12 protein-coding genes are annotated in these 16,978 nt (G+C 68.0%); 5 read left to right on the top strand and 7 right to left on the bottom strand.

Annotated elements, in window-relative coordinates; translation table 11 throughout:
* Window positions 1–104: 104 nt before the first annotated feature.
* The 4 genes from ACW18A_RS13020 to ACW18A_RS13005 all read left to right on the top strand — a co-directional run bounded on the left by ACW18A_RS13020 (window position 105) and on the right by ACW18A_RS13005 (window position 8,749).
* Window positions 105–791, top strand: coding sequence for an ImuA family protein (locus ACW18A_RS13020; RefSeq protein WP_492022142.1), 687 nt, complete (start codon window positions 105–107; stop codon window positions 789–791).
* Window positions 709–2,328 carry a Y-family DNA polymerase gene (locus ACW18A_RS13015; protein WP_492022141.1) on the top strand — a complete coding sequence of 540 codons (1,620 nt, stop codon included), beginning with the start codon at window positions 709–711 and terminating at the stop codon, window positions 2,326–2,328. The genes ACW18A_RS13020 and ACW18A_RS13015 overlap by 83 nt, the downstream gene beginning before the upstream one ends.
* Window positions 2,325–5,705, top strand: coding sequence for an error-prone DNA polymerase (locus ACW18A_RS13010; protein ID WP_492022140.1), 3,381 nt, complete (start codon window positions 2,325–2,327; stop codon window positions 5,703–5,705). Before ACW18A_RS13015 ends, ACW18A_RS13010 begins: the two co-directional genes overlap by 4 nt.
* Window positions 5,706–6,820: 1,115 nt before the next feature.
* On the top strand, window positions 6,821–8,749 hold the full coding sequence (locus tag ACW18A_RS13005) for a peptide MFS transporter (protein WP_492022139.1): 1,929 nt from the start codon (window positions 6,821–6,823) through the stop codon (window positions 8,747–8,749).
* A 171-nt stretch (window positions 8,750–8,920) separates the two neighbouring features.
* On the opposite strand, the gene ACW18A_RS13000 is transcribed toward ACW18A_RS13005, so the two are convergent.
* The 3 genes from ACW18A_RS13000 to ACW18A_RS12990 all read right to left on the bottom strand — a co-directional run bounded on the left by ACW18A_RS13000 (window position 8,921) and on the right by ACW18A_RS12990 (window position 12,024).
* A complete protein-coding gene (locus tag ACW18A_RS13000; RefSeq protein WP_492022138.1) occupies window positions 8,921–9,190 on the bottom strand; it encodes a hypothetical protein in 270 nt (89 codons plus the stop codon).
* 106 nt (window positions 9,191–9,296) lie between these two features.
* Window positions 9,297–11,363, bottom strand: coding sequence for a TonB-dependent receptor plug domain-containing protein (locus tag ACW18A_RS12995; RefSeq protein WP_492022137.1), 2,067 nt, complete (start codon window positions 11,361–11,363; stop codon window positions 9,297–9,299).
* A gap of 121 nt (window positions 11,364–11,484) precedes the next feature.
* A complete protein-coding gene (locus ACW18A_RS12990; RefSeq protein WP_492022136.1) occupies window positions 11,485–12,024 on the bottom strand; it encodes a hypothetical protein in 540 nt (179 codons plus the stop codon).
* A gap of 133 nt (window positions 12,025–12,157) precedes the next feature.
* On the opposite strand from ACW18A_RS12990, the gene ACW18A_RS12985 reads away from it, so the two are divergent.
* Window positions 12,158–13,108, top strand: coding sequence for a TraB/GumN family protein (locus ACW18A_RS12985; protein ID WP_492022135.1), 951 nt, complete (start codon window positions 12,158–12,160; stop codon window positions 13,106–13,108).
* 193 nt (window positions 13,109–13,301) lie between these two features.
* Here ACW18A_RS12985 and tldD read toward each other — a convergent pair whose 3' ends face one another.
* From tldD to ACW18A_RS12965, 4 genes are all read right to left on the bottom strand, one after another.
* Complete coding sequence (gene tldD, locus ACW18A_RS12980; protein ID WP_492022134.1) at window positions 13,302–14,732, bottom strand: metalloprotease TldD; 1,431 nt, start codon at window positions 14,730–14,732, stop codon at window positions 13,302–13,304.
* Between the two features lie 202 nt (window positions 14,733–14,934).
* Window positions 14,935–15,804, bottom strand: coding sequence for a GIN domain-containing protein (locus tag ACW18A_RS12975; RefSeq protein ID WP_492022133.1), 870 nt, complete (start codon window positions 15,802–15,804; stop codon window positions 14,935–14,937).
* Window positions 15,801–16,391 (bottom strand): DUF1700 domain-containing protein, encoded by a 591-nt coding sequence (locus ACW18A_RS12970; protein ID WP_492022132.1) that lies wholly within the window; start codon window positions 16,389–16,391, stop codon window positions 15,801–15,803. Before ACW18A_RS12970 ends, ACW18A_RS12975 begins: the two co-directional genes overlap by 4 nt.
* Window positions 16,388–16,762, bottom strand: coding sequence for a PadR family transcriptional regulator (locus ACW18A_RS12965; RefSeq protein WP_492022131.1), 375 nt, complete (start codon window positions 16,760–16,762; stop codon window positions 16,388–16,390). The genes ACW18A_RS12970 and ACW18A_RS12965 overlap by 4 nt, the downstream gene beginning before the upstream one ends.
* Window positions 16,763–16,978: the final 216 nt, after the last annotated feature.

The raw sequence follows: 16,978 nt of genomic DNA, 5'->3' as shown, positions 1-16,978 counted from the left end.
TCCCTGCAGGAGGCGGGCCAGAACGGACACCCACAGGTAGAAATTATGGAGTCGTCGTCAGACGAGGCGATTCCGGTTTGACTCTGCCTGAAACGGAACAAATAATGAACATGGAGTCCTTTCCCGCCATGTTCACCCATTCGTCGCCAGAGCCGGACGCTGTCCCGCCGCCCCTGTCTCCCCTGTCGGAGGGGCTGGAGGAGGTGTGCGCCGGCGGCGTCCGCGACATGGCGGCGGCCTTCGCCTTCACCCTCGGCCGCGCGTCGCTGGACGCGAGGCGGGGTGTGGTGATGAGCGTGACCCAGGCCTGGCTTCACGAGAATGGCCGCCCCTACGGTCCCGGCCTGCAGGCCTTTCAGGCGCGCGACGGCTTTGTTCTGGTCGAGACCCGGACCGAGGCTCTGGCGCTCTGGGCCATGGAGCAGGCGCTGCGGTCCGGCGGCGCCGCCCTGGTGATCGGCACCGTCGACGGGGCCGAACTGGCCCAGACCCGGCGGCTGGAATTCGCCGCCCGCGACGGCGGCTGTTCCGGTCTTCTGCTCCGCGCCCGATCCGGCGACCTCAGCGCCGCGCGTCGGCGCTGGTGTATCACAACTTTTGCGAGTTCTGGCGATGCCTTCGACGAGCGCGCGCCGGGCCGGATGATGATCCGTGCCGAAATGACCCGCAGCCGGATGGAGCGGCCGGGCGTCTGGATGCTGGAGCAGGATGATGAGACGCATCGTCTCCGTCTGGCTGATCGACTGGCCGGTGACGGTCTGGGCTCGATCGGCCGGACCCGCTACGCCTGATCCGTTCGTGCCCCATGCGGGTCCCCTGGCCCTGATCCTGCGCACCGCGCGGGGGGCGATCATCCATGCCCTGAACCCCGCCGCCCGCGCCCTGAACCTGTCACGAGGCCAGACCCAGGCCGACGCCCTGGCCATGATCCCGCATCTGGCCTGCCACCCGGCCGACCTCGCGGCCGATCTGCACGCCCTTGAGGCCCTGGCCGTCTGGGGCGAGCGCTGGTCGCCGGCTGTCACGGTCGATCCGTCCGGGGGCGGGCTCGAGGGGCTGTTCCTCGACCTGACCGGCGCGACCCATCTGTTCGGGGGAGAAGACGCGGCGATCGTCCGCATCGAGCAGCGCCTGGCCGAGGCCGGCATCCGCGCCCGCGCCGCCATGGCCCCCGGCCCCGGCGCCGCCTGGGCCCTGGCCCGCTATGGCGGCGCGACGCGGATCGCCACGGACGCCGATGTCCGCGAGGCCCTGGCCCCCCTGCTGGTCGAAGCCCTGCGTATCGATGACGCCGCCCTGAAACAGACCCGGCGGTTCGGGCTCAGGCGGATCGGCGACCTCTATCCCATGCCGCGCGCCGGCCTCGCCCGCCGCTTCCGCGACGGGGCCGGGGTCGGACTGGTCCGCCGTCTCGACCAGGCCCTGGGCACGACCGGCGAAGCCCTGATCCCGACGCGCGCCCCGCCGCGCTATCGCGGCTGGGAGGCCTATGCCGATCCCCTGACCGATACGGCGGGAATCGAGGCGCGCCTGCCCGGTCTCGCCGGGAGCCTGGCCCGAACGATGGAGGGCGACGGACAGGGGGCGCGGGCCCTGACCCTGACCGCCTTCCGCGTCGACGGCCGGACCAGCGCCGTCTCGGTCCGCATGGGCCGCGCCCTGCGCGACGTGTCGATCTGGATGCGGCTGTTCCGGGAAACCGGCATCGAGCGGATCGACCCCGGCTTCGGCATCGACGCCCTGATGCTGACCGCCGACCTCGCCGAGCCCCTGGTCACGCTTCAGGTCGCCATGGGCGATGAGCAACAGGCCCGCCATGCCGAGGGTCTGGCCGCCCTGATCGACCGTCTGTCGGCCCGTCTGGGCGAGGCCTCGGTCCGGGTCGCCGAGCCGGGCGGCAGCTGGATCCCCGAACGCGCCGAACGCTGGCGGCCCGCCCTGGCCCCCCGCCTGGCTCACCGTCCGGGCAGGGCGTCTCCCCCGGCCGAAGGCGCGTCGGATCCGGGCCGGACGCGACCCCTGCTGCTGCTCGATCCGCCCGAACCGGTGGAGGTTGTCGCCGGGCTGCCGGATCGCGCCCCGGCCCAGTTCACCTGGCGTCGCGTGCTGCGGAAAGTGTCCCGCGCCGACGGCCCCGAACGCCTGTCGCCGGAGTGGTGGCGGCCCCGCCCCGACGGACGTCTGGCCCGGACCCGCGACTATTACCGGATCGAGGACGACCAGGGCCTGCGCTACTGGCTGTTCCGGGAGGGACTGTACGGTGCCGAATACACGGGCGCGAAGGACGAGCGCGCGCCCTCGTGGTGGATGCACGGGATGTTCCCGTGACGGCCCCGACCCCGGCATGGGACGGCGAATACGCCGAGCTCGGCGCCCTGACCAACTTCAGCTTCCTGGAGGGCGCGTCCCATCCCGGCGAGATGATGATGCAGGCCAGGACCCTGGGTCTCGCCGCCGTGGGCATCGCCGACCGCAACACCCTGGCCGGGATCGTCCGGGCCCTGATGGGGGCGGAGGCGTCCGACATTCGTCTGGTCGTCGGGGTTCGGCTGGGCTTCCTCGACGGGACCGAACTGATCGTCTTCCCCCGCGACCGCGCCGCCTACGGCCGCCTGTGCCGCCTGTTGACCCTGGGCAAGAGCGAGATTCTCGACGACGCGCCGCCGCCGTCCGATCCTGCGCCTCCTTCCCACCCTCACCTTCGTCTGGTCGAGCCCGGTCGCCCGGAGGATGATGAGGCCGGCGAGGCGAAACCCGACCGCACGGCCAAGGGCGAAACCCGCCTGACCTTCGACGAGGCCGTGGCCCACGGCGAAGGTCTGATCGCCCTGGCCGTCGCGCCCGAGGTTCCGGACGCCGCTTTCGAGGCCCGCCTCCTCGCCTGGAGACGCGCCTGGCCGGACACCCTCTACCTGGCCGCCCAGCCCCTGTGGCGCGGCGACGACCGGGGGCGGCTGAACCGTCTCGCGGCCATGGCCGGCCGGACCGGCGTCCCGATGATCGCCACCAATGCGGCGATCTACCACCACCCCGACCGCCGCCCGCTGCAGGACGTCCTGACCTGTATCCGCGAGGGGACCACGATCGACACGGCGGGGCTCTGCCTTCAGGCCAACGGGGAGCGCTACCTGAAGCCACCTGCCGAAATGGCGCGCCTGTTCAGAGGCCACGAGGCGGCGCTGGCCCGCACGATGGAGGTGGTGCGGGGATGCACCTTCTCCCTGCGGGAGCTCAGCTATCAGTACCCGGACGAACCGGTGCCTGGCGGCTGGACCGCCCAGCGCCGGCTGATCCGCCTGACCTTCAAGGGCGCGCGCGAACGTCTGGACCGGAACGGGTCTGTCCCGGCCGCCCTGCGGGTCAAGATCGTCAGTGAACTGAAGCTGATCAAACAGCTGAAATATCCGAACTACTTTCTCACCGTGCACGACATCGTCGACTGGGCCCGGAGCCGGCCCAGCGAAATTCTGTGCCAGGGCCGGGGCTCGGCGGCGAATTCGATCGTCTGTTTTTGCCTGGGGATCACCAACGTCAATCCGGCCGAACAGGATGTGCTGATCGAGCGGTTCATCTCGGCTGACCGGTCCGAACCGCCGGACATCGACGTCGATTTCGAGCACGAGCGGCGCGAGGAGGTGATGCAGTATGTCTACCGCCGCTACGGCCGTGACCGGGCGGGCATCGTGGCGACCATCATCCACTATCGGCCGCGCTCGGCGATCCGGGATGTGGGCAAGGCTCTGGGTCTGACCGAGGACGTCACCGCCCGCCTGGCCGATACGGTCTGGGGCTCCTACGGCCCGGAGGTCCGGGCGGACGACGTCGATCGCACCGGGGTCAGCCGTGACGACGCCCGCATGGCCCTGGCCCTGGCGTTGACGGCCGAACTGATCCGGTTTCCGCGCCATCTGTCGCAGCACGTCGGCGGCTATGTGCTGAGCCACGGACCACTGTGCGAGATCGTGCCCATCGGCAATGCGGCGATGAAGGACCGCACCTTCATCGAATGGGACAAGGACGACATCGATCATCTGAAGTTGATGAAGGTCGATGTGCTGGCCCTGGGCATGTTGACGGCGCTGAAGCGCGCCTTCGGCATGATCGAAAGGAGCTACGGGCGATCCCTGAAATTGCACACGGTGCCGCGGGAGGAACCGGAGGTCTATGACATGCTCTGCAAGGCGGATTCGCTCGGCGTCTTCCAGGTCGAGAGCCGGGCCCAGATGGCGATGTTGCCGAGACTTCAGCCGCGCGTGTTCTACGACCTGGTGGTCCAGGTCGCGATCGTTCGCCCCGGCCCGATCCAGGGCGACATGGTCCATCCCTATCTGAAGCGCCGGGCCGAGCGGCGCGCGGCGGAAAAGGCGGGCGTCCCCTTCGTCATCGACTACCCGCATCCGGCGCCGGAGCACGGCCCGAAGAACGAACTGAAGCTCGTCCTCGACAAGACCCTCGGCGTGCCCCTGTTTCAGGAGCAGGCGATGAAGATCGCCATGGACGCGGCGAAATTCACCTCAAGGGAAGCCAATGGCTTGCGTCGCGCGATGGCCACCTTCCGGCACATGGGCACGATCGGGACCTATGAAGAGATCTTCGTCGGCCGGATGACGGACCGGGGTTACGATCCCGTCTTCGCCCGGAAATGCTTCGACCAGATCAAGGGCTTCGGCGAGTACGGCTTTCCGGAGAGCCACGCCTGTTCCTTCGCCTTCCTGGTCTATGTCTCGGCCTGGGTGAAATGCTTCTACCCGGACGTCTTTGCAGCCTGTCTGTTGAACAGCCAGCCGATGGGATTCTATGCGCCGGCCCAGATCGTGCGGGATGCGCAGGAGCATGGGGTCGAGGTGCGGCATCCCGATGTGAACGCCAGCGACTGGGACGCGACCCTGGAACCGGGCCGGACAGGCGGGCAGCGCGCCCTGCGGCTCGGCCTGCGTTCCATCGACGGGTTCAGGGAGGCGTGGGCCGAGCCTGTCATCGCCGCTCGCGCCCTCGCGCCCTTCCGCGACCTCGAGGACCTGCGCGTCCGCGCCGGGCTGTCGCCTCCCGCCCTGGACCGGCTGGCGGAGGCGGACGCCTATGGGTCGCTGGATCTGTCGCGGCGTCAGGGGATGTGGGTGGCCAGGGGGGCGGTGCCGGTGTCCTCCGCGCCCCTGTTCGCAGCCATGGGTCTGGACGAGGCGGACGGCGCTCCCCCGGCCGCCCTGCCGCGCCTGACCGAGGCCGAGGAGGTGGTCGGCGACTATCAGACCCTCCGGCTGTCGCTGAAGGGTCACCCTGTCTCCTTCCTGCGCGAGCGGCTGACGCAGGCCGGAGCCGTGACGGCCGAGGCCTACAGGACGGTCAGGGAGAACCGCCGCGTCCGCGTCGGCGGGGTCGTTCTGGTCCGTCAGAGGCCCGGTACCGCCAAGGGGGTGGTGTTCCTGACCATCGAGGACGAGACGGCGGTGGCCAACCTCGTGGTCTGGCCCGACGTGTTCGAACGGTTGCGCCCCATCGCCATGGGGGCCCGCATGGTCCTGGTCACCGGCAAGGTCCAGCGCGCCGAAGGGGTGACCCATCTGGTGGTCGAGGACCTTGTCGACTGGACCCCGATGCTGGGCCATCTGTCCACGGACCAGACGCCCGGATCCGGCCACGCCCCGACCCGCGGACGGCATCCCCGCGACGTCCGCATCCTGCCGGGGTCGCGGGATTTTCATTAGGAAGCCCCTCTCCCCCTTGCGGGAGAGGGAGCTCGCGCACGGCGGCGTAGCCGTCGTCCTGGCGCGGGCGGGTGAGGGGTCGCACCGCCCTTGGCCAGTGAGCCCGTTCCAACCCCAACCCAGCCGCCCGTACGACCCCTCATCCGTCAGCCTTCGGCTGCCACCTTCTCCCGCAAGGGGAGAAGGGAAACGGCCCCATACCCATCAACACATCCCCCCAGGACCCCAACGATTTCAACGCCCGGGATTATTTAGAGCCTTTATGTGCGCCCCCTCCCAAACCGCGCCTACACTTCTCGCCGTCCCGTCGCAGGGGGAAGGCGTCCTGGGCCCAGGACCCGGACGTGCGGCGGGGCGCGATCGAGCGGGAAACTGTATCGCTGCGCGCGGCCGAGGACCCTGATCCGGCGAGGAGCTGGATCTGTGGAGGCACGAACCGGCGCTGATGCAGGACTGTCCATGGGGTGACAAACCATGGAGCCCGGAGGGACCTGACACCCTCCGCCCGTCGCGGGCTGAGGCCGGACTGGGTTTAAGCGGCGCAAAGCGTGGGGGTCGAAAACGACGAAAACCTCACAGGCTGCACGAAGCCCGTCACCGGCCGCTCGCGTGAACCGGTCGCGACGGAGCCCCGGCGCGAGCCGAAAATTCCCATCCGGTCCCCGTAACGCGAAAGCAGGGGGCCATCCCGGTTCCGGGCGACCGCCCGGGCTCCGTCCACTTCCCCGACCCGTTCACAGCGGAAGAGCGATGAATCACGTCCCGCATTTTCCCTCCCCCACGGGGGAGGGTGGTCGGAGCCGAAGGCGCAGACCGGGTGGGGACGGCAAGGCAAAAACCGAGGCCTGTATCCGCATCACCCTGCCGCCCCCGCCCCGGCGCGACGCCAAGCCCCTCCCCCGAGGGGGAGGGCGTTTTCTCCGCCTCACCGGCGCTGCATCGCCGCCTTGTGACGGTTCGGTTATCCATAAGGCTTGTCCGGTCTTGCCCGGCGTGCTGCTTATGCCGGGTTGAGCGCGCCGGTTCGGCGCGGTGTTAGGGAGTGGGCGGTTGATCCAGACCGAAGAGGGGGCCCTCGGGCTTCGACGACTTGTGAACAGTGCAGGAGGCCAGGCGTGAACATCGTCATCCTTCTGGGGGTGTTCATCACCCTGGCGACCGGCATTCCGGTCCTGCTGCAGATCCTGAAGCAGCACCCCAAGGGCCTGCTGATCTGCTTCTTCGCCGAGATGTGGGAGCGGTTCTCCTTCTATGGCATGCGCGGCCTGCTGATCTTCTATCTGACCCAGCATTTCCTCTTTCCCGACGAGCAGGCCTCCGGCCAGTACGGCACCTACGGCTCGCTGGTGTATCTGTTGCCGCTGATCGGCGGCATCGTCGCCGACCGCTACATCGGCACCCGCAAGGCCATCATGTTCGGCGCCGTCCTGCTGGTCATGGGTCACGGCCTGATGGCCGTCGAAGGCAGCCCGGCCCAGCAGGTCCTGCGTTCGGGCGATCAGACCTATCAGGTCCAGAGCGTCGAGCGCGGCGAACTGAACATCGCCCAGGTCCTTGTCGACGGTCAGGCCTATGACTACACGACCGGCGAAAGCGGCGCGGTCACCATTGCCGGCCTGCCGGCCGGTTCGCCCCTGGCGACGGCTCCGGTCCAGTCCGATGTGATCAAATCGACCGGCGAGCCCTGGTTCTTCCTGGCCTTGTCCCTGATCATCATGGGGGTCGGATTCCTGAAGCCGAACATCTCCAGCCTGGTGGGCCAGTTGTATCCGCAGGGCGATCCCCGGCGGGATTCGGGCTTCACCCTCTACTACTACGGCATCAACCTCGGCGCCTTCTGGGCGGCGGTGCTGTGCGGCTATCTCGGCCAGAATTTCGGCTGGAGCTGGGGCTTCGGCCTCGCGGGTATCGGCATGGCCTTCGGCCTGGTCGTCTTCTGGCTGGGCAAGCCGTTGCTGCAGGGCAAGGGCGAGAGCCCGTTCCCCGAGCTGATCAGGAAGCCGGTCGCCGGCTTCCTGAACCGGGAAACCATCATCTATCTGCTGGCCTTCGTCGGCGTCGGCGCCCTGTTCTTTATCGTGCCGAACCATACTCTGGTCGGTCAGGGTCTTCTGCTGTCGACCATCGCCGCGATCGGTTTCGTCGTCTGGTTCATCGTCTTCAAGCTCAAGGGCGACAAGGTCGCGCGCGAGCGGATGATGTTGGCCATGGTGCTGATCTTCGGGTCTGCGGTGTTCTTCACCCTGTTCGAACAGGCCGGTTCCTCGCTGAACCTGTTCGCCGACCGTAACGTCGACCTGTCGTTGACGGGCGCGGCCGGGACCGTCCTCGGCGTCCCCTACGGCACGCCGGTGCAGATCGCGGCGGCGGGCCTGCCGACCACGGGCCTGTGGATCGACACCTCGATCACGGCCTCCCAGACCCAGTCGTTCAACGCCGGCTTCATCCTGATCTTCGCGCCGATCTTCGCGGCCCTGTGGGCCTTCCTGGCCCAGCGCAAGATGGACCCGAATCCGGTGGTCAAGTTCGGCCTCGGCATCATGCAGGTCGGCCTGGGCTTCCTGGTCGTGGTCTGGGGTGCCAACTCAGGCATGGTTGACGATGCCTTCCGCACCCCGCTGGTGCTGCTGGCCTTCCTCTACATGCTGCACACGACAGGCGAGCTGTTCCTGTCGCCGGTTGGCCTGTCCGAGATCACGAAACTGTCGGTCGCCTCGATCGTCAGCTTCATGATGGCGGTCTGGTTCATGGCCTCCGCCATCGCCCACTTCCTGGGCGGCGAGATCGCCAAAATGGCCGGCACCGACACCGTCGGCGGCGAGGTCTCGAATCCCGAGGCCGCGCTCCAGACCTCGCTGCAGACCTTCAATCTGATCGGTCTGTGGGGTGTAGGCATCGGCATCGGCTTCATCGTCCTCAGCGTCTTCATCGCGAAGTGGTCGAACGGGGCGAACGATCCGGACAACCACCCGGGACCGTCCCTGACGGACGCGGGTCGCGAAGACGGAAACGTCGCCCGGCCTGGAGCCACCACGACGGGCTGACCCGCCTGTCGGCAAGAGAAAGGGCGGCGTCCTCGCGGGCGCCGCCTTTTTCAAACCCGAGGAATGGGAATTAATTCGCTACCCGACCCTTGTGCCGCGAAGCCGGGCCGCCCTCTGTCGGAACGGTCTTTGACATCGCCAGCCGTCAGGTTGCCCTCCCGGTCGGCACACCTACAGGGTCTTGCGGATCTGGATGAACAGCCACGGGCTCATCTTCGTGCCCCGTTCCTCGCGGAACGACAGGGGCGCGCTGTTGCGGCCGTAGTCGAAGCCGCAGGACCAGCGCCCGCCCCGCAGACCCGGGTTGAAGCTGACGCCGCAGCCGAACGCGCCCTGACCCGACAGAGGCCGGTCTTTACCCGTCAGGGGGTCGGTGATTCTGGCCTGACGGAACGTTGCCCGCGCCTGCAGCCGGGCGTTCGTCAGCCCCAGCCGGTCCATCGGCAGGGTCAGGGCGATCTGCTGGAAGTCCGACTTGCCGGAGCCTCCGCCGCGGACGTCGGTGCGGATCCCGTGCTCTGTGCGGCGGCGGCGATGTGGCGAACGGTCAGAACGTCTTGCGCACGCGGATCTGCCAGAAGGTTCGGGGATCGACCGGGCGCAGTTCGACGAACGCGATCGGCCGCGCCGCGGTGCGGTTGGCATAGACGGTGCGTTCGACCTGGAAGTCGTTCCAGACGTTGACCTTGACCATGATCCCAAGCGTAGGCGTCGGCTTGTATTCGACGACGCCCTCGAAATAGTCGTGGCCCGTGAACCCGGAGGTCTGGTCCGGATCGTAGGAAGTCTGGCGCAGACTATCGAGATAGGTGGCCGACCAGTTGATCTTCCAGCTCGTGATGTCCTGGGAGAAGGTGAACCCGGGCTGGGACGGACGAACGCCGGAAATGGGGCGCGTCAGGCCGGTGGTCGGGTCGGTGACCTCGGTCTTGTTCCAGGTGTTGCGGAACTGGAATTGGCCGCCGGAGAAGCCGGTCCAGTCCAGCGGGATCACGACATTGACCGCCAGCTGATCCAGGGTGCCGTCGCCGATGTTGCCCGTCGCAGACAGGTCTCCCGGCAGGGGCAGGCGATCAATCACATCGATGATCTCGTCGTGGCGATAACCGACCGACACGATGCCGTCGCCCAGGAAGCGGCGCTCGTAGGTGATCTCCGAGATCCAGCGCTGCTCCGGCTCCAGGTCGACGTTGCCGCCGAAGACGTTCTCGTCCGCCAGCTCCGACGAGGCCGCGAAGTCGCCGAAGTCCAGCTGGCCCAGGTCACGTTCGAAGCGGAAGCGGAACTGGTTCTGGGGCATGGGGGTCCAGGTGACCTGGACGCGCGGCTTGGCGAAGAAGAAGCTCTTTTCCTGATCGGCGTCGCCGGACTGGGTGATGGTCGAACCCTCAAGGCGCAGGCCACCCTCGATCGCCAGGTTCGGGCGCACCCGCCAGGTCGCCTTGCCGAACGCCTCGCCGCGGGTCTCCTCGACCTTCACGGAGGCCGAAGGAAGCGGCACCCCGACGCCGCCGACCCTGAACGCCTGATCGACCTCCAGCATGTTGTAGGCGACCTCGCCGCCGGCCTCGACCGTCATCGATGACGACCGTTCCCACCGGAGCAAGGACCGCAGGATGGTCTCGGATGCATTCCCGTTGGCTTCGAAACGCTGTTCCGGGCTGACGACGGCGCCGACGCGGTTGGTTGAGACGGCCGCGCTTTCGGAGTCCTCCCATTCACGGATGAACCGGGTCTCGGAGACCAGGCCGGAGCGCAGGGGCCGGGTGAAGACCAGGCCGACCTCGCCGTTGGTCTCGTCTTCTTCGTAGGCGTTCTGGCGCAGAACGCCCGGCGCATCCTGCCGGCTCCACTGGCTGTAGTCGAACTGGCCGACCCGGGCGGTCAGGTCGATCTTGCCGCCCAGGAAGGCATCGGCGTAGTTGCCGCGGATACTCTGGCCGCCTCCCTGCTGGTCGTTGAAATAGCCCTCATCGCGCAGCACGACGCCGTTGCGGTCACGTCGGATGACACGGCCTACACCATTGGAATCGTTGACACTGATGCCGTCCGACAGGGTGAAGCCCCAGGTGCGGTCGCCGTCGCGGGCGGTGAACTGATAGCTGCCGTTGGCGGCGTCCTGGCCACCCTCGAACAGGAAGGCCGTTCCGGTCAGGATCGATTCATGGCTGGACTGGGTCTTGGTGATGACGTTCACCACGACCGAATAGCCCTGCATGTCGATGCCGGGCGCGCCCCCCCGGATCAGTTCGATACGCTCGACCTGGGGGACGAGGGTGCGGCTGAGGACCGAGGAGCCGGCGTCGTTCTTGGAGGCCGGGCGGGCGCCGTTGATCAGGATATTGCCGACCGCGCCTTCGAAGCCGCGCGAGCCGTCGCCGTCCTGGACCGAGAAGCCGGGAACGCGGTTGACCATGTCGAGCGCCGTGTTCGGGCGCTGGTCGGCGAAGAAGTCGGGGGTGAAGACCAGGACGCCGGCCTGGGTGGAATCAGCGGCGGGGGTCGGGGCGGCCGAAGCCGGGAGCGGGGCCGGGTTTTGGGGGGCGGTCTGCGCCAGTGCGCCGCCTGCGCTGAACATGATGGCCGTCGTGGCCAGAAGAATGGTCTTGGTCATCGCCTGGGGTTCCCCTCGTTGCTGGAGGGACGTGTGACGGCCGTGCACCTTTATCTCCAGTTACAAGCTGGACAGGTGGATTAAATCTACGACAGCATTACAGCGCCGCAATCTTTGTGGCTTATTCGGACGAATACTGAACGACTTCGCCGCCGTCATTGATAGGAGCCGGTGCTGGACCTTGCGGGGAGACTGTTTCCAGCCTGTTCCAGCGCAGGGCGCGCTCGCGGGCGTAGTCCGGCCGGGGCTGGTCGAACCCGAAGGCGCGAGAGCCGTCGGCCAGCGGATCGGCGGGGGGCGCGGCGACCTCGATGACGCGCGGAGGGCTGACCGGCGTCGGCATGGGCATGCGAGGCGTTGGGTCATCGGGGGATTCGTCGCCGATCCAGGCCTGTGGTGGCAGGGTGTCGTCCAGGGGGGGCTCGGCGACCCGTTCGAGAGTGGCGCGGTCGAAGCCGTCGCTCAGGGCACCGACCTCCATCGTCTCGCCGGGCAGAACCCCGGGCTCGACCGGAGGCACAACGGCGATGGCGAGGCCGCGTCCGAACGGGCGGCCCGTCTCCGATCCGCCCAGCATGAGGGAGCCGGTTCCGATGACGCCGACCAAAGCCACGGCGGCGAGGCCGAGTCGGACGTCGGTGCGGGACAGGGGGTGGGCCATGGCGGGCGAGACCTGAACAAGGGAAGTCGGGAGCGAAACCCGGCGGCGGCGGTGAGGTTCCGTCGCCACTGCCACGCTTGAGCCACAACCGCTGCGGATGGTCCAGCGCGACACAGACTCAAGGGATTCGAGCATGAAAACGTGGCTGACAGGACTGGCGCTGATCGCGACCCTGGGAGGAGCGGCGCCCAGCTTTGCTCAAGACGCAGTCACCGCTCAGGAAGAAGACCGGGTCGAGGATATCGTGGTCACTGCGCGCCGGGCCGGAGCGCCGATGTGGACGGTGACCCGCGGCGAAAGCACGGTCATCCTGGTCGGATCGATCAGCGGCGTGCCGCGCGATTTCGCCTGGCGGCCCGAGGCGCTTCAGGCAGCCACCGCCCGCGCGCAACGCGTGCTCTATCCAACCGAGGGCCGGGCCTCGATGAGCGACATGCTGCGTCTGGTGTGGCGCATCCGCACGATCACAACCCTGCCCGAAGGGACGACAACCGCCGACTATCTGCCCCCGGACCTTCAGGCCCGGATCGAGGTTCTGATGGTCGAAGAGAACCAGCGTTGGCGCACCCAGAGCCTGATCGGCCTCGGCTTCGACCTGCTTGAAATGGCGGGTCGCGAGCGTCGTAGCTCGGGGGCCACCGACGTCGTGCGCCGCGCGGCGCGCGAGGCCCGGCTCCCCGGCGAACCGGTCGGGATCATCCGGGGCGACGAGATGGTTGAGGGTCTGATTTCCAATCCCCCGGCCCAGTATATCCCCTGTATCGCCGTTGCCGCCGCTGCCGCCGAGGCCGGCCCGGACGGTGCCGTCGAGCGTCTGGAGGCGTGGCGGTCGCTGCGGGTCGCCGATGTGCTGGCAAACCCGCTGGATCAGGCTCTGAACCTGTGCTGGCCGTCCGGCGATCCGGAAATTGCCCCCGCCCTTCGCGAGCAGTGGCGCACGGCGACGCAAACCGCCCTCGCCCAGCCCGGCGTCACCATGGGCGTCGCGCCCTTGCGCATCCTTGCCGAGCCCGGCGGCGTGCTGGACCAGCTGGAAGCCGAAGGGGCCGACATCCTCGGCCCGGACTGGAAGGTCGAGCCCTGACCGGACTCCAAAACGCCGTCCGAAGCGTCCGTAGCGTTCGAAGCGTCCGGCCAATTCACCATCTCCTCAGTTCCCGGGACGCACGGAGAGAAGTGTAAGGTCGTTTTGGACAGTGATGGACAAACGACGCTTCAGCAGGGCCGCGCCTTGATTCGATTGACGGAATCGGCGCGTCTGTTGATGGGTATGGGCCTCAGACCGCCGTGCCGCCGACCGTCAGGCCGCCGATCTTGAGAGAAGGTTGGCCGATGCCGACGGGCACGCCCTGGCCTGCCTTGCCGCAGACGCCGACGCCGGGGTCGAAGGCGAAATCGTCTCCGATCATCGAGACATTGGTCAGGGCTGTGGCACCGTCGCCGATCAGGGTCGCGCCGCGGACCGGGGCGGTGATCTTCCCGTCCTCGATCAGGTAGGCCTCGGTGCACTGGAAGACGAATTTGCCGTTGGTGATGTCGACCTGGCCGCCGCCGAAATTGGCCGCATAGAGACCGCGTTTTGTCGAGGCGATCATGTCGGCCTGTTTGGCCGAGCCGCCCTCCATGAAGGTGTTGGTCATGCGCGGCATGGGCTGGTGGGCGAAGGATTGGCGCCGGCCATTGCCGGTGGCGCGCTGGCCCAGCTGACGGGCTGACATGCGGTCGTTCATCAGCCCGACCATGATGCCGTCCTCGATCAGGACGGTGCGCGACGTCGGGGTGCCTTCGTCGTCGACGCTGAGCGAACCGCGACGACCGGCGATGGAGCCGTCGTCGACGATGGTGACGCCCGGCGCGGCGACGCGCTGGCCCATCATGCCCGAGAACACGGACGAGCCCTTGCGGTGGAAGTCGCCCTCGAAGCCGTGGCCGATGGCCTCATGCAGCAGGACGCCGGGCCAGCCGGCGGCGAGGACCACGTCCATCTCTCCGGCCGGGCAGTCGACGGCCTCGAGGTTGACCAGTGCGCCGCGCAGGGCTTCGTCGACCTGGGCCTGCCAGCGGTCGGGGGTAATCCAGTTTTCGAACCCGGCGCGGCCGCCGGCACCGTTCGACATGGTTTCGCGCCGACCGTCCTTCTCGACCGTGATCGAGACGTTCAGCCGCACGAGCGGGCGCACGTCGCGCACGGTCAGGGCGTCGGCGCGCAATATCTCGATGGCGCGGCGCTCGCCGACGATGGAGGCCGAGACCTGGACGACGCGAGGGTCGCGGGCGCGGGCCCAGGCGTCGATCTCCTGCAACAGGGCGATCTTGTCGGAGAAGGCGGGCGAGGCGAGGGGATCGATCGCGTCGTAGAGTTTCTGGTTGGTGGCGCGCGGACCTTCGGCGGTGACGCCGGCATGGCCGGACTTGGCGAGGGCGGCCGAATCGGCGGCGCGACGCAGGGCGGCCGGGCTGATCTCGTTGGCGTGGGCGTAGCCGGCGGTCTCACCGGCGACGACGCGAAGACCGAAGCCCTCGGTGGCGTCATAGGCGGCGGATTTCAGACGACCGTCATCGAAGACGAGCGATTCGGATTCGGAGCGTTCGAGGAACAATTCGCCGTCGTCGGCGCCGTGCAGCGCGCCCTGGAGGATCGACAGGGCCTCGTCGGGATCGACGCCGGAGGTTTCGAGCAGGGGCGGCGGGGGGATGTGGACGGTCATGCGGGGAAGATAGGGAGGGAAGGGGCTGCGGTCCAACCGTCTCCTCCCCGTCGCGCAGCGACGGGGAGGTGGATCCGTAGCGAAGCGAAGGAGACGGAGGGGTTCTTGGCGGCGTTAAGAACCCCTTCGTCAGCTCGCAAGAGCTCGCTGCCACCTCCCCATTCGCCAAGCGGCGAACAGGGAGGAGACGCCTGCCGGTCGCTTAAGGCGCCGGAACTTCCCTTGAGGTGCTGACCGATACGCCGGGGCCCCGGGCGAGTTCCCGCGAGGTGGTGATCGTGGTGGAGACCGTTGCGAAATCCACCTCGCCCGAGCCCGAGATGTTCTGGTTCACCGTCGCGGGGCGGGTGGTCAGGACGGTGTCGCCCGATCCGGAGATCGAGATGTCCGCCTTGCCCGTTGGCGCCACCACCGCGTCTCCCGACCCGGCGATGGCGACATTGGCGTCAGTTGTCATGAGCGAGCCCAGGTCGGCGTCGCCGGAGCCGGAGATGTCGACTTCGAGGGCGCGGGTGCGACCGGTCGCCGAAACCTCGCCGGAACCCGAGATATCGACCGACAGGGTGTCCTGGTCATAGTCGCGCAGCAGCACACTGGCCGATCCTTCCACGTTGAAGGTGTTGATGGCGGGTGCCGTGACGACGATCTTCACCTCTTCGGAATGGACCCAGATGCCCCGGCCGTGTTCGTTCCGGCCGAAGACGACCGTCTCGTGGTTGGGGCCGTCTGTGTCCGCCCAGGTCAGGCGTCCGTCGACCAGTCGCACCTTCTCGACCAGTTGGGCCGGGCCGGTGACGGTGACGCCCGGCGTATCGCCCTGGACGTATTCGACGTCGGCCGACAGATCGACGGTCAGGGTCTGGCCGCCGGTCCACTCGAGGGTCCGGGTCGTGTCAGGACCGCGCGTGCCGTCCTCGCGCCTGAACGAGACGGTGTCGCCATCAGGGTCGTTGAAGGTCCACTCCCAGCCGTTGCGGGCCATGTCGCGGCCCCCCAGGGCAAAGGCGCCGGCGAGGGAGGCTGTGGCCAGGACGAGCCCGGCGGCGGCGATGATGAGAAGGGTCCGGATCATGCGGGATCTCCCGTGACAGTGTTGGACTGGGGCTCAAGCGCAGGCTTGAGCAGGCGGTAGTGGAGGCGGGCGAACCAGACGATGCCGTTGACCAGCCAGATGGTGACGACGGCCAGCAGGGCCCCGGCCGAGGCTGCCCCGGCCATCAGGCCAAGACCCGCCAGCAGCGCTGCGGCAACGCCACCCGGGAACCCGGCGAACGGCCCGGCAACCATGATGGCACCACCTGAGACGAACAGCGCGATCACAGCGATGAACATGCCGAACAGGGTGCCGATCACGCCCATCAGGATGGGCAGCAGAATCAGGATGTCGATGGCCCCCAGGCCCAGGACCGCGAAGACGGCGGCGGCGGCGGCGGAGGGGTTCTTTTCCTGATGCCAGCGTTGGGCGCCCGCCTCGGCGCGCAGCTCGCGAGCCAGGCGTGCGGGATCGCCGAGCGCGGCCGCCACCTCGGCCTCGGACCTGCCGGCGGCTATGCCGTCGTCGAAATGGGTCTCGTAGTCGGCGGCGATCTCGGCGGCCACAGACATCGGCAGGCCGACGAGGCCCTGTCTCAGGCGACTGAGGAATTCTGTACGGGTCATGCGGGCTCTCCAGGCTCAGCGACGACGGGGGGGGCGGCGGCAATGGGTGCGTCGTTTGCGACGATGGCGTCCACGGCGCGGGTGAAATGGGTCCATTCGGCGGACTGGGCGGCCAGCGCATCGCGGCCGGCCGGGCTGAGCCGATAGTATTTACGCGATGGCCCCGACGATGATTCGACCAGATAGGTCTCCACCAGCCCGTCAGTCTGCATGCGGCGCATGAGCGGGTAGATGGTGCCTTCGCCCATGTCGATCGCATCCGACAGGCGGCTGGCGATCTCGTAGGCATAGCTGTCGGCGCGGGCCAGGAGGGCCAGGACACACAGTCCCAACACCCCCTTCTTCAGCTGAATCTCTATGGTTTCGGGCATGTCCGAACACCTCCTTTGATTTTCACAGGCTATCGCAAGGTATCTTGTAGCGCAAGGTAGCTGTTCAAACATGACAGCGATTTAAGAATCCCGTGCCGTCGCGACGACGCGACGAAATCGCGCCTGCGACGCCCAATCGCTTGGCAACCGCGAACCGGGGCGATATGGACCGGCCCTGAAACGCCGCGTCTCCCGAGAGCCCGGCCAAGTGTTTGC

Source organism: Brevundimonas sp. AVps5 (assembly GCF_058681515.1).
This window is presented reverse-complemented; position numbering and strand designations above follow the sequence as displayed.

Excerpts from the sequence above, each read along its gene's own strand:
- ACW18A_RS12965 (WP_492022131.1), bottom strand. The coding sequence starts at position 16,762 with ATGCCCGAAACCATAGAGATTCAGCTGAAGAAGGGGGTGTTGGGACTG.
- ACW18A_RS12970 (WP_492022132.1), bottom strand. The coding sequence starts at position 16,391 with ATGACCCGTACAGAATTCCTCAGTCGCCTGAGACAGGGCCTCGTCGGC.
- ACW18A_RS12995 (WP_492022137.1), bottom strand. The coding sequence starts at position 11,363 with ATGACCAAGACCATTCTTCTGGCCACGACGGCCATCATGTTCAGCGCA.
- ACW18A_RS13020 (WP_492022142.1), top strand. The coding sequence starts at position 105 with ATGAACATGGAGTCCTTTCCCGCCATGTTCACCCATTCGTCGCCAGAG.
- ACW18A_RS12990 (WP_492022136.1), bottom strand. The coding sequence starts at position 12,024 with ATGGCCCACCCCCTGTCCCGCACCGACGTCCGACTCGGCCTCGCCGCC.
- ACW18A_RS12975 (WP_492022133.1), bottom strand. The coding sequence starts at position 15,804 with ATGATCCGGACCCTTCTCATCATCGCCGCCGCCGGGCTCGTCCTGGCC.
- tldD (WP_492022134.1), bottom strand. The coding sequence starts at position 14,732 with ATGACCGTCCACATCCCCCCGCCGCCCCTGCTCGAAACCTCCGGCGTC.
- ACW18A_RS13015 (WP_492022141.1), top strand. The coding sequence starts at position 709 with ATGATGAGACGCATCGTCTCCGTCTGGCTGATCGACTGGCCGGTGACG.
- ACW18A_RS13000 (WP_492022138.1), bottom strand. The coding sequence starts at position 9,190 with ATGGACCGGCTGGGGCTGACGAACGCCCGGCTGCAGGCGCGGGCAACG.
- ACW18A_RS12985 (WP_492022135.1), top strand. The coding sequence starts at position 12,158 with ATGAAAACGTGGCTGACAGGACTGGCGCTGATCGCGACCCTGGGAGGA.